Source organism: Mycobacterium simiae, from assembly GCF_010727605.1.
In the GTDB taxonomy this organism is placed as follows: Bacteria; Actinomycetota; Actinomycetes; order Mycobacteriales; family Mycobacteriaceae; genus Mycobacterium; species Mycobacterium simiae.
In genome coordinates this window covers 4,903,828-4,916,317 of sequence record NZ_AP022568.1, presented here as the reverse complement: position 1 = coordinate 4,916,317, position 12,490 = coordinate 4,903,828, and the positions used below count along the sequence as shown (strand labels likewise).

General features: G+C 67.8%; 12 protein-coding genes. 3 read left to right on the top strand and 9 right to left on the bottom strand.

The features are described from left to right. Positions 1–249 precede the first annotated feature (249 nt). Positions 250–1,692 carry an FAD-dependent oxidoreductase gene (locus tag G6N33_RS22945; RefSeq protein ID WP_044506546.1) on the top strand — a complete coding sequence of 481 codons (1,443 nt, stop codon included), beginning with the start codon at positions 250–252 and terminating at the stop codon, positions 1,690–1,692. Here G6N33_RS22945 and G6N33_RS22940 read toward each other — a convergent pair. The 3 genes from G6N33_RS22940 to G6N33_RS22930 all read right to left on the bottom strand — a co-directional run bounded on the left by G6N33_RS22940 (position 1,634) and on the right by G6N33_RS22930 (position 4,501). Further along, positions 1,634–3,022, bottom strand: a complete 1,389-nt coding sequence (locus G6N33_RS22940) for a class II 3-deoxy-7-phosphoheptulonate synthase (protein WP_044506548.1) — start codon at positions 3,020–3,022, stop codon at positions 1,634–1,636. The genes G6N33_RS22945 and G6N33_RS22940 overlap by 59 nt on opposite strands. 85 nt (positions 3,023–3,107) lie before the next feature. Then, entirely contained in the window at positions 3,108–3,614 is a 507-nt protein-coding gene (locus G6N33_RS22935; protein ID WP_044506550.1) for a polyadenylate-specific 3'-exoribonuclease AS, read from the bottom strand. A 20-nt stretch (positions 3,615–3,634) separates the two neighbouring features. Continuing rightward, entirely contained in the window at positions 3,635–4,501 is an 867-nt protein-coding gene (locus G6N33_RS22930; RefSeq protein WP_044511966.1) for a hypothetical protein, read from the bottom strand. Between the two features lie 114 nt (positions 4,502–4,615). Between G6N33_RS22930 and G6N33_RS22925 the strand changes: the two genes are divergently transcribed. Continuing rightward, on the top strand, positions 4,616–5,923 hold the full coding sequence (locus G6N33_RS22925; protein ID WP_044506552.1) for a glycosyltransferase 87 family protein: 1,308 nt from the start codon (positions 4,616–4,618) through the stop codon (positions 5,921–5,923). Here G6N33_RS22925 and G6N33_RS22920 read toward each other — a convergent pair. The 5 genes from G6N33_RS22920 to G6N33_RS22900 all read right to left on the bottom strand — a co-directional run bounded on the left by G6N33_RS22920 (position 5,920) and on the right by G6N33_RS22900 (position 9,337). Beyond that, positions 5,920–6,651 carry a lysophospholipid acyltransferase family protein gene (locus G6N33_RS22920; RefSeq protein WP_044506554.1) on the bottom strand — a complete coding sequence of 244 codons (732 nt, stop codon included), beginning with the start codon at positions 6,649–6,651 and terminating at the stop codon, positions 5,920–5,922. The genes G6N33_RS22925 and G6N33_RS22920 overlap by 4 nt on opposite strands. Before the next feature lie 86 nt (positions 6,652–6,737). Beyond that, positions 6,738–7,130 (bottom strand): hypothetical protein, encoded by a 393-nt coding sequence (locus G6N33_RS22915; RefSeq protein ID WP_044511968.1) that lies wholly within the window; start codon positions 7,128–7,130, stop codon positions 6,738–6,740. Further along, a complete protein-coding gene (locus G6N33_RS22910) occupies positions 7,127–8,386 on the bottom strand; it encodes an ArsA family ATPase (RefSeq protein ID WP_081661990.1) in 1,260 nt (419 codons plus the stop codon). The genes G6N33_RS22915 and G6N33_RS22910 overlap by 4 nt, the downstream gene beginning before the upstream one ends. Positions 8,387–8,408: 22 nt before the next feature. Next, positions 8,409–8,846 carry an SRPBCC family protein gene (locus G6N33_RS22905; protein WP_044506556.1) on the bottom strand — a complete coding sequence of 146 codons (438 nt, stop codon included), beginning with the start codon at positions 8,844–8,846 and terminating at the stop codon, positions 8,409–8,411. Positions 8,847–8,947: 101 nt separating this feature from the next. Then, a complete protein-coding gene (locus tag G6N33_RS22900; RefSeq protein WP_044506558.1) occupies positions 8,948–9,337 on the bottom strand; it encodes a hypothetical protein in 390 nt (129 codons plus the stop codon). Positions 9,338–9,518: 181 nt separating this feature from the next. On the opposite strand from G6N33_RS22900, the gene G6N33_RS22895 reads away from it, so the two are divergent. Next, entirely contained in the window at positions 9,519–11,321 is a 1,803-nt protein-coding gene (locus G6N33_RS22895) for an AMP-dependent synthetase/ligase (protein ID WP_044506560.1), read from the top strand. Positions 11,322–11,345: 24 nt separating this feature from the next. Here G6N33_RS22895 and pimB read toward each other — a convergent pair whose 3' ends face one another. After that, complete coding sequence (gene pimB / locus G6N33_RS22890; RefSeq protein WP_044511972.1) at positions 11,346–12,485, bottom strand: GDP-mannose-dependent alpha-(1-6)-phosphatidylinositol monomannoside mannosyltransferase; 1,140 nt, start codon at positions 12,483–12,485, stop codon at positions 11,346–11,348. Between the last annotated feature and the right edge of the window lie 5 nt (positions 12,486–12,490).

Here is a 12,490-nt window from a genome sequence, read left to right as displayed (position 1 = left end):
GCTCTACAGTTCCCTCAGGGGGCCGGACGAACGGAGTAGTCATGTCACGTTTCACCGCGAAAGTTGTTGTCGCCGCGGCCCTCGCGCTTACCGCCGTCGTGGCGTCGGGGTGCCTTCCCCCGGCCAGCGTGGAACCACCGCTCGGGGTTGCCGCGGGATGACCTCGTCCCGAACCGCGACCCGACACGAATCTTAATGTAACCTCAAGAATCTCTTATTTTTCTTAAATTTGGTGTACCGTACTGCTGCATGGGTTCGACAACGAACAACGCGGACTCGCCGGACCGGGTCGGCGAGCACGCCGTGGTACTGGGTGCGGGGATGGCGGGTTTGCTTGCCGCGCGGGTCCTTTCGGAGTTCTACGAGTCGGTCAGCGTGGTGGAGCGGGACTGGTTGCCCGACTACCCCACCGACCGCAAGGGCGTCCCCCAGGGCCGTCACGTGCATAACTTCCTCGGACGCGGCGTGCAGGCGTTGGTGGAGCTGTTTCCCGGGCTGCTCGGGGAGCTCGCCACGGCCGGCGCGGTGGTCATGGACGACGGTGACCTGTCACGGGTGTACGGCCGGGTCGGGCGCTACGAGTTCAAGCGTTCCGGCACACTGGCCGATCCGTCGCCGCTGACGCAGTGTCTGGCCAGCCGGCCGTTTCTGGAATTCCACGTGCGCCGTCGAGTCAAGGCGTTGCCGAACGTGACCTTCCTGGACGGGCATGACGTGGTGGAACCGATCGGGGCCGTCGACACCATCACCGGCGTCCGAATCCTCAAACGCGACAGCGGATTCCAGCGAACGTTGACCGCCGACCTGGTGGTTGACGCCATGGGTCGGGCCACGCGCACCCCCGCATTGTTGGCCCGTCTCGGGTACGGCCGGCCTCCCGAAGACCGGGCGGTGGCCAAGCTGGGCTACTCGACCCAGCGACTGAGCATCACCCAGGGCCGCATCGCCGAGCGGCTGGTGATGTTCAGCCCCGGCGGCGGCCGGCCCCGCGGTCTGCTGTTGGCCGGCGAGCACGACACCTGGATGCTGACCGTCGGTCAGCCGAGCGCCTACGGCGAGCCGCCCGCCGACTTCGCCGCGATGTTCGCCGCGGCCGAAGGCGCTCTGCCGCCGGCGATCTGCCATGGGCTGCGCGGCGCACAGCCCATCGGGGACGCCGTCACCTATCACCACACCGCGGCGGTGTGGCGGCGCTATGACCGGATGCCCCGATTCCCGTCGGGCCTGCTGGTCATTGGGGATGCCGTGTGCAGCCTCGACCCCAGCTACGGCCAGGGCATGACCATCGCCGCCCTGCAGGTGCTGACCCTGCGCGACTGCCTAGGGTTCGGCGAAACCCAACTGGCGCAACGCTTTTTCGGCGCCACAGCACGGTATATCGGGGCGACGTGGGCCAGCAATCAGGCCCGGGACCGCGTCGATGCCGGCCCGCCGCGGTCCCCGAGCGGGCGACTGGGCCGGTGGACCGGGCGGGCGGTGCTGAACGCCGCCGCCAACGACGTCGTGCTGACCGAACGAATCCTGCGGGTCCTCAACCTCGTCGACCCGCCCAGCCGGTTGCAGGATCCGGCGCTGCTACCGCGCATCGTGCTGGGAAACGTGCGAGCCCTGTTCGCCCGGGGGCGCCGCAAAGCTAGTCGCGCAGCATCTCCGCAACCAGGAACGCCAGTTCCAGTGATTGCTGGGTGTTGAGCCGCGGATCGCACGCGGTTTCGTAGCGGCCACCCAGGTCGTGGTCCGAAATGTCTTGCGCGCCACCCAAACACTCGGTGACATTCTCGCCCGTGATCTCGACGTGGATGCCGCCCGGGTGGGTGCCGAGCGCACGGTGCACCTCGAAGAAGCCCTGCACCTCGTCGACGATGCGGTCGAAGTGGCGGGTCTTGTATCCGGTGGACGACTCGTGGGTGTTGCCGTGCATCGGGTCGCACTGCCAAATCACCTGATGACCGGTGGCCTGCACCTTCTCGATGATCGGCGGCAGCAGATCGCGGACCTTGTTATTGCCCATCCGGCTGACCAACGTCAGGCGGCCCGGCTTGTTCTGCGGATCGAGGCGCTCGACGTACTCCATCGCCAGCTCGGGCGTCATCGTCGGGCCGAGCTTGACGCCGATCGGGTTGGCGATCACCTCGGCGAACGCCACGTGCGCACCGTCGAGTTGCCTGGTCCGCTCGCCGATCCAGACGGTGTGCGCCGACAGATCGTACAGTTGCGGATCGCCGTCCTCGCTGTCCGAGAGGCGCAGCATGGCGCGCTCGTAGTCGAGCACCAGGGCCTCGTGGCTGGCGTAGATCTCCGCGGTTTGCAGGTTGCGGTCGGACACTCCGCACGCGCTCATGAACCGCAGGCCGCGGTCGATCTCGGTGGCCAGCGCCTCGTAGCGGGCACCCGCCGGCGAGGTCCGGACGAACTCGCGGTTCCAGTCGTGCACCAGGTGCAGCGACGCCAAACCGGACGAGGTCAACGCCCGCATCAAGTTCATCGCCGCGCTGGCGTTGGCGTAGGCGCGCACCAGCCGCGACGCGTCGTGTTCGCGGGCAGCGGCGTCCGGCGCAAAGCCGTTGATCATGTCGCCCCGGTACGACTTCAGACCCAGCGCGTCGATGTCGGCCGAGCGCGGCTTGGCGTACTGACCCGCGATGCGGGCCACCTTGACCACCGGCAGGCTGGCGCCGTAGGTCAGCACGACGGCCATCTGCAACAGCGTTCGCACGTTGCCCCGGATGTGGGGCTCGGTGTTGTCGACGAACGTCTCGGCGCAGTCACCGCCTTGCAGCAGGAATGCCTCCCCCCTGGCGACCTGGGCGAGTTGTTCTTGTAGCCGGACGATTTCGGAAGGCACCGTCACCGGCGGCACGCTTTCCAGCACGGTGCGCATCGCCGCGGCCTGATCGTCGGGCCAGGCCGGCTGCTGTGCGGCCGGCTTGGCCAGCGCAGCGTCCAGCCGCGTCCGCAGGTCGGCGGGCAGCGGCGGCAACGCCGGCAGCTGGTCGATCGGTATGTCGACGGTCCAGTTCATCGGTCCATGATATCTGTGGCCAGCCAGGGCTTACGCCAGTTCGACCGCGCCCCGGCCGGGATCCCCCAGCGCTGCTAGGGGGTGGTCATCGGGTCGCTTCCCGGCCCGTCTCGTCGCCGGACACTATCAGCCGGAAGCGGCGCAACTGATCCCGGGCATCCACTAACGCGTCATGCACGTCGCGGTGCCGCGGCGGCAGCCGTGGCGATCCGCGGTCTTCCCACAGCTGGCGCAGCTCTCGGGTGAAGCGGGGTATGGCTTTGGGCAGGCCCGGCATCGGCCCCCACAACTGGCACAGCGCCACATGGTCGTAGGCCCCGACCCAGGCCCACAGCTCGATCGGTTCGCTACCGAAGACCCCGAAGAACTCCTCCAGATCCTCACGAATCTGCCTGCGTGAGCGCCACAGCTGCGACGACGGCGGCGGCAGCTTGGGCAACACGTTGGCGCGCACCCAGGTGCCGGCGCGCTCGGGGTCGAATTCGGTCGAGACGGCGTAGTACTCGCGACCGTCCTCGGCGACCACGCCGATGGAGACCAGCTCGATGGTGCGGCCGTCCTCAATGAATTCAGTGTCGTAGAAGTACCGCACTCAGCAAAGCCTAGGGCAGGCTAGCCGCCGATCAGGATGGGCTCGGTCCCCTCGGGCGGCGGTGCGGGATGGACGTCATGGTCGAGCTGGGCGTCGACCATGCGGTCGTCGGGCAGCCGCGGGGTCCCGGCGATCGCGCACTGCAACCACAGCTTGGCCCGCACGACGGGACGACGCCAGCGCCGTTCCCGTTGCAGGGCGCGCCGCATCTTCTCGGGCTGGGTGGTGTATCGCCAGCGGGCCCACGGGGCGTGCGGGCGGGACAGCCGCAACGCGCCGATGATCAGCAAGACCACGATGAACATGCCGACCAGACCGGTCCACACCTTGCCCTTGAGCACCACCACCACGGCCAGCGGCAGCGTCAGCACCATCGCGCCGATCACCGCGGCGTGCCAGGCCGTCGACGCCCTGTCATGCCACAGCGGGACGAAGAGCATCAGCGGGTGCAGACCCATGATCAGCAACCCGGCCACCGCCACCGCGGCGAACACCGCGTCCACCGACGTGCGGCCGTCCTCTTCCCAGTACACGTCGGACAGGTGCAGGATCAGTGCGTACTCGTCCAGCACCAGCGCCGCACCGATGCCGAACAATATTGCGGCCACTGTATTTTCCAGTTCCTGCCCGGTGTCCGACAAGGTCACCAGCGTCAGCCCGGAAATCATCACCAGCACTACCCCGAATGTGACGTGGTGTATGTGCACTCCCCCGATGTGAACGTTGCGCGGCTGCCACCACTTAGCGGGGCGGCCCGCGGCGAGGCGGTGGCGGATGAAACGCACAAATGTCCGGGTGACGAAAAAAGTCAGGATGAACGCGATCAGACAGCACAGCAACGGCAGCCGACCGCCGGCCACGATGTCGTGGCCGAACCAGTGCGCCACCCGGGGCGCGAACCAGTGCCACACGCTTGCAACCTACGCCGGCAGATCGCGACGGCGCGGGAGCCGCGCGGTGGGCAATGACGGCCCTGCGCACCGATTACGCTGTTCTGCGAGATGAGTATTTCGCAGGCGCCCGGCGTGGGCACCCGAGCGGGGCGGGCGTTGGTGTGGTGCCTGTTGTGGCTGTTGGCCGCCGCGGCGCTGGGCTACACGGCCTGGGGCCTGTTTGCGCATACGCCCTACCGGATCGATATCGACATCTATCAGATGGGCGGCCAGACCTGGCTGGACGGACGTCCGCTGTACCGCGGCGATGTGTTGTTCCACACACCGATCGGGCTGAATCTGCCGTTCACCTATCCGCCGCTGGCGGCGATCGTGTTCTGCCCGTTCGCCTGGTTGCACATGCCGGCGGCCAGCGTCGCGATCACAGTGCTGACGCTGGTACTGCTGGTGGTCTCGACGGCGATCGTGCTGACCCGCCTGGATGTCTGGAACACCTCGACGTTGCTGCCCGGCCCGGCCTGGCTGCGCCGCTGGTGGTTGGCGGTGCTGGTGGTGGCGCCGGCCACCATCTGGCTGGAGCCCATCGACTCGAACTTCGCCTTCGGCCAGATCAACGTGGTGCTGATGACGTTGGTGATCGCCGACTGTGTGCCCCGCCGCACGCCGTGGCCGCGCGGGGTGTTGCTGGGACTGGGCATGGCGCTCAAGCTCACTCCGGCGGTCTTCCTGCTCTACTTCCTGGTGCGCCGGGATTTCCGCACTGCGCTGACGGCCGTGACGTCGTTTGCGGCGGCGACGCTGCTCGGGTTCATCTTGGCCTGGAGCGACTCGTGGGAGTACTGGACGCACACCGTGCGCCACACCGACCGAATCGGTTCGGCCGCACTGAACACCGACCAGAACATCGCCGGCGCGCTGGCCCGGCTCGGCCTCGGCGAGCACCTGCGGTTCCTGCTCTGGGCCGGCCTATGCGTAGCGGTCCTGGCTTTGACCGTGTGGGCGATGCGGCAGGTGCTGCAGGCCGGCGAGCCGGTGCTGGCGGTCATCTGCGTCGCGTTGTTCGGGTTGCTGGTGTCGCCGGTGTCCTGGTCGCACCACTGGGTGTGGGTGCTGCCAACGCTGCTGGTGACCACGATCCTGGCCTGGCGGCGCCGCAACGTCGCGCTGGGGGTGTTGACCGTCGCCGGGGTTGCGCTGATGGCGTGGAAACCGCTCGAGCTGCTGCCCAAACACCATGAGGAGACCGCCAACTGGTGGCGGCAACTGCTCGGCATGTCCTATGTGTGGTGGGCGCTGGCCGTGATCGCCGCGGCCGGGCTCACCGTCACTGCCCGCGCCGGCGCACGAGATTCCTTGGCGCGCAATGAGTCCGACGCTAGCCGTCAGCTCATCGGCGACGTGAACGTGGTCGGTTAGCCGGCGGCAGTTTCCGGGATGCGGCTGGCGTCCTCGGCGGCGCCCGCCGAGTCGTTGCCGCGATTTTTCACGGTCGCGGCGTAGACGTCGACGTATTCCTGACCGGACAGCTGCATGAGTTCGTAGATGACCTCGTCGGCGACGGCGCGCTCGATGAATCGGTTGCCGGCCAGGCCCTCGAATCGGGAGAAGTCCATCGGCTTGCCGAACCGGACGGTCACCTTGCCGAAGCGCAGCATCGTGGTGCCGGGTGGGTTGACGACGTTGGTACCGATCATCGCGACCGGAATCACCGGAACACCGGTCTGCAGCGCCAACCGGGCCAGACCGGTCTTGCCCTTGTACAGCCTGCCGTCGGGCGAACGGGTGCCCTCGGGGTACATGCCCAGCAGCTTGCCGGAGGCCAGCACCCGCTCGGCGGTGTCCAGCGCGGCCTGCGCGGCGTCGGCGTTGCTGCGGTCGATCGGCACCTGGCCGACGGCGGTGAAAAACCACCGACTGAACCAACCCTTGATTCCGGTACCGGTGAAGTACTCGGACTTCGCCAGGAACGTGATCCGACGCCGCACCACCAGCGGCAGGAAGAAGCTGTCCATCACGGCCAGGTGATTACTGGCCAGTATCACCGGCCCCGAACTTGGAACATAGTGCAGGCCTTCGACTTTCGGGCGACCGAGCACGTGCAGCAGCGGGCCGAGGAGGATGTACTTGAATAGCCAGTACCACATGGCCCTCCCTCTCGCCCGCACCCGCCGGTGTTCTGCGCCAACTGTACCCATCCCCGCCGCAACCGACCACATGCAGCCGGTCGGGATCACTCTTCGATGGTGACCGGGATGGGCTGGTAACGGCTTCGCGGGCCGGTGTCGGCTCCCCCATCGGCCGCGCTATTGGGACCGGGTGACTCGCCCGGCGGTGGTGCCGGTGGCTGCGGCGGGGACCGGTCGATGTCGTTGACGATCGCGCGAATGACCTCCAACAGGGCGATGCTGTGGTCGGCGATCACGGTGAGCAACGGGTGCTGATCGCCGGTAGCCAGGGCGGCCAGCGCGCACACCGGACACCACATCTGCTGACACTTGCCGGTCCCGGGTCCGTTGCCCGCCGTCATCGTCGCGGCCATCCGCACGGCGGGGTCGATGCCATCCAGAATCGCCTGGGCGAGCCTGCGCAGTTCGGGACCGAGCTCGGAATGCGGCGTCGTCACGTGGGCCACACCTCCGGATCTGGTCGAAATCGAACTGTCAGCTCACCGCCGCGCAAATGCGCGTCGTGCACAGTGCACCGGCGCAACACCGACGCCAACCGAACCCTGCGCCGCATCCCACCGGCGCTGATGATCAGGTCGTCGTCCACCCGGCCCAGCGACAGCGATCCCGGGTCGAGCTGGGGCAACGTTAGCCGCATACGATAGATCGCCCCAAGTCCCGTACCGGATTCGAGATCCACAATAGGACGCAGCGGTCCCGGCGGCGCCGCTCCACGCCGAAGGCGGGCACTGTCGAGCAATCCGCTGAGCGCCTTGGGGCCGATCGGTTCACCCGCCAGCAGCGGCGTCAGGACCAGCGCGACGTCACCGATGGTGGCGTCCAGCTCGTCGAGCACCGCCCGCTGCTCGGAGATGCGTTCGCCATACCAATAGAAGGCAGGGTGCTCGGGCAGGTTGCGGTACTCGTAGGACTCGTCCTCCACCAGCACCCGGTTGACGATCAGCTCCTCGACACGCACTCCCATCAGCGCCAGCGAACCCAGCGTGCGTACCGCCTCGGCCGCCACCACGCGCTCGGGCGTCAGCACCAGGTGTGCACCGACCCGATCGCCGTCGGTCAGCAGCGCGCTCAATGTCTCGACGCTGCTGCTGATGCGCTCGATCAGCTCCACCACGGCGGCCGAGCGTGGGTCGTCGGCGGCGATGGACAGCCGGCGATGCCGCGGCCAGGCCCGCTCGACGTAGAGCCCGAAGGTGGCGGGCAGGGTGAGCATGCGCAACGCGTCCGCGGTCGAGGCGCAGTCGACGACCACGCGATCCCATCGCCCGGAGGCGGCCAGCCCGCCGACCGCGTACAGGCCCAGGACTTCCTGAATCCCCGGCAACGCCGAAAGCTCCTCGGGGGCAATGCTGCCCAGCTCCGAATCGGGGAACCGCCGATCCAGCGCGGTGACCACCTCCACCCAGCGGGCCTCCAGCAGCGCCAGGGTATCCAGCGCCATCGCGTCGAGCAAACCGCCGCCGGGTTGGGTATCGAGGTCGGCGAGCACCCGGGCCGGTTCCGCCGCACCGCTCGGCGGCACCGGTACGCCCAGCACGTCGCCGAGCGAATGCGCCTGGTCGGTCGACACCACCAGCACGCGTCGCCCCTCCATCGCGTCGGCGACCGCGGTGGCCGCGGCGAGGGTGGATTTTCCTACGCCGCCCTTACCGACGAAGAGGCTGATCCGGGATTCGGACAAGGATTCGGACACGGCAGGGGCGGACTGATCAGACTCACTCAGCCTCGACTCGCTTCTTCAGATCCTTCAAGGCGGTGTCGGTCAGCCTGCGCTCGGCTTTGCGCTTGAGCAACCCGATCATCGGAATCGCCAGGTCTACCGCGAGCTCGTAGGTGACATCGGTTCCAGAACCCTTGGCCGCCAATCGATATGAACCCTCGAGTGAGCGCAGCAACGAGCTGGATACCAGGCTCCAGCTCAGCGATTTGTGGTCGGCAGGCCACTGATAGGACATCACCATGGTGTCCTTGATGACGCCGGCGTCCTTCACGAAGCGCACCGTCTTCGGGTAGCCGTCGGCGCCGCGCTCCTGCACTTCGGCTTCCTTATATTCCGAGATCCACTCCGGGTACGAATCGATGTCGGCGATCACCCGCAGCACCGTGTCCGGATCCGCCTCGATGTGAATGGTTTGCGTCGTCTTTTCCGCCACCTGGCCGCTGCCCTCTCTCGCGTTGACTGCGTCCGCTCCCGGTCACCTTCGGGAGTACCCCGCTTGGGACCGAACGGTACTCCGTGTCAACCGTGACGCGGCTAAGCTCCCGGCGAAACACCGACCGGACGTGACCGTTCCAGCGTCGTCTTGACCTCGAAAGCCATTTTCTTGCCCGCGACCCGGCGGCGGTGCGTCAGCTTTGCCAAGTTCAGTTTGGCGAGTTCGTGGGCCGTCGCGCCCGTCGGCTCGGCGTGCAGGAAGTAGTGCAGCACCACGCCGTCCAGCGACGGCTCCAGCCAAATCTCCATGGTGCCGGTCAACGCCCCGGTGACCGCCCAGCGGATGCCCTTCTCGGCCCGGTCCTCCACGACCTGTAGCCGCAGGTCGGGCCACCAGCGTCGCCATTGGGACTGGTCGGCGACCGCGGCGCCAACCCGGGCGCCGTCGGCGGCGACGTAGGTCTGGTCCGCGATCTGGATGCTGTGCATCGTTTCAGCTTCACACATCGCGGTCGGCCACCCGTCGGCGAGGCGTAATCGGCCGCGCGCCCGACGTTCCCGGCAATCCCGGGCCACCTCGGCCCACCGCCGCCGGGCTGCGAAAACAGCGCGATTAGTCTGGGTCACAGCAAGCCCGGCGAACAGTCCCTAGGTCAATCGAGGTCAACAAGTGCGTGAGTACAGCGTTCCCGCCCGCTTCACCGTCGGCGAGCAGGAGAACATCGCGGCCATGGTCTTTGAGCACGAGCGCGACGATCCCGGCCTGGTCATCTACCAACGCCTGGTCGACGGCGTGTGGTGCGACGTCACGTGCGCCGAGGCCGCCGAGCAGATTCGTTCGGCGGCGTTGGGTCTGATTTCCCTGGGTGTGCAGGCCGGTGACCGGGTGTCCATCTTCTCCGCCACCCGCTACGAGTGGGCGATCTTCGACCTCGCCATCCTGGCCGTTGGCGGCGTCACCGTCCCGATCTACGAGACCTCGTCGGCCGAGCAGGTGCGCTGGGTGCTGCAGGATTCGGCATCAGTCGTGGCGTTCGCCGAGACCGATGCCCACGCCGCGATCATCACCGAGCTCACCGGCGAGCTTCCGGCGCTGCGCCGGGTGCTGCACATCGACGGGTCCGGCCCCAAGGCGCTCGACCAGCTCGTCGAGGCGGGCGCGGCGGTGGACCCGGCCGAGTTGGCCGCCCGGCAAAGCGCGCTGCGCTCCGCGGACGCGGCGACGCTGATCTACACGTCCGGAACCACCGGGCGTCCCAAGGGATGTCAACTGACGCACGCCAACCTGCTCTACGAAACCAAGGGCGCCAAGGAATGCCTGCCCACGCTGCTCAACGAGGGGCAGCGGCTGTTGATCTTCTTGCCGCTGGCCCATGTGCTGGCCCGTGCGCTGACGTTGTCGGCATTCGCCAACAAGGTGACCGTCGGCTTCACCAGCGACATCAAGAATCTGTTGCCGATGTTCGCCGAGTTCAAGCCGACGGTCGTGGTGTCGGTGCCGCGGGTCTTCGAGAAGGTCTTCAACACGGCCGAGCAGAACGCCGCCAATGACGGCAAGGGGCCGATCTTTGCCCGCGCCGTGCAGACCGCGGTGGACTGGAGCGAGGCGCACGACCGCGGCGGTCCCGGGCTGTTGCTGCGCGCCAAGCACGCGCTGTTCGATCGGCTGGTCTACCACAAGCTGCGGGCAGCCCTGGGCGGCGACTGTCACGCCTCGGTCTCCGGCGGCGCGCCGCTGGGCAAGCGGTTGGGACACTTCTACCGGGGTGTGGGTTTGACCATCCACGAGGGCTACGGCCTGACCGAGACCACTTCCGCCATCACGGTCAACCAGGTGGGTCGGGTCAAGATCGGGACCGTCGGCACGCTCTTGCCGGGCAACAGCATGCGCATCGCCGAGGACGGTGAGCTGTTGGTACGCGGCGGCGTGGTGTTCAGCGGGTATTGGCGCAACGAGCAGGCCACGGCCGAAGCGTTCGCCGACGGCTGGTTCAAGACCGGCGACCTCGGCTCGTTGGACGAGGATGGCTTTTTGAAGATCACCGGCCGCAAGAAGGAAATCATCGTCACCGCCGGCGGCAAAAACGTCGCGCCCGCCGTGCTGGAGGACCAGCTACGGGCGCATCCGTTGATCAGTCAGGCGTTGGTGGTCGGGGACGCCAAACCCTTTGTCGGCGCGCTGATCACGATCGACCCCGAAGCGTTCGAGAGTTGGAAGCAACGCAACAGCAAGCCCGCGGGCTTGCCGGTGGGTGATCTGGCTACCGACCCGGATCTGGTCGCCGAGATCGACGCCGCGGTCAAGCAGGCCAACCTGGCGGTGTCGCATGCCGAATCCATCCGCAAGTTCCGCATCCTGCCGGTCGATTTCACCGAGGACACCGGTGAGCTGACGCCGACGATGAAGGTCAAGCGCAACGTGGTCGCCGAGAAGTTCGCCTCCGACATCGAAGCGATCTACGCCAAGGCTTAGCGCGAGGTCACGCCGCGCGGTCCGTCACGCCGGTGTCAGCAACTCGCCCAGCCGGGCGGCCAGAATGTCCCAGCGCCACTGCGCGGTCACCCATTCGCGTCCGGCCGCGCCCATCGCCGCGGCCCGGGCGCGGTCGGTCAGCAACTCGGTGATGGCCGCAGCCACCTCGGCCACCGAATGACCGTCGACGACGAGTCCGGTTTTGTTGTGCTGCACGGCTTCTGGGGCTCCACCCGAGTCACCGGCGACCACCGGCACACCGGTCGCCGAGGCTTCCAGGAAGACGATGCCCAGGCCCTCGACGTCCATCCCGGCGCCGCGGGTGCGGCACGGCATCGCGAACACGTCGGCCAGTGCGTAGTGGGCGGGCAGTTCGCCGGAAGGCACCCCGCCGGTGAAAATCACGTGGTCGGCCACCCCGGCGTCCCGCGCGAGCTTGCGCAGCGAGTCCAGATAGGGCCCGTTGCCGACGATCACCAGCGCGGCCCCCGCCACGTGCTTCCGGATCGACGGTAGCGACCTGATCAGGATGTCCTGGCCCTTGCGCGGCACGAGCCGGGACAGGCACACCACGGTGGGCCGCTCCCCCAGCCCGTAACGCTTGCGCAGCTCACCGCGACCGGCGGGGTCGGGCCGGAATCGGTCGGTGTCGACGCCCGACGGCAGGTACTCCAGCGCCGCCGCGGGCCCGAATGCCGTCGCTACCCGTGACCGGGTGTAGCGGCTGACGAATGTCACGACGTCGGTGTCATTGCCGATGCGGCGCAACACTTGTCGGGCGACCGGCAGCATCGACCAGCCCACTTCGTGGCCGTGCGTGCTGGCCAGCACCCGGGTAGCGCCGGCGTGCCGGGCACGTGCGGCCAGCAGCGCCAGCGGCGCCGCCGCGCCAAACCACACGGTGTCGATGCCGTGCTCGCCGATCAGCCGGCGCATCCGGGAGTCGACAGCGGGCCCCGGCACCATCAGCGTGCCGGGATGACGCACCACGCGGTAGCCGGCCGTGGCGGCGTCGAAGGCGTCGGCACCTTTCCACTGCGGGGCGTAGACCAGCACCGAATGCCTTTTGGTGTCGACCAAGCGGGCGACGAAGTCCCGCAGGTACGACTGGATGCCGCCGCGTCGCGGCGGAAAGTCGTTGGTTACCAGCAGAACCCGGTTCACCTGCG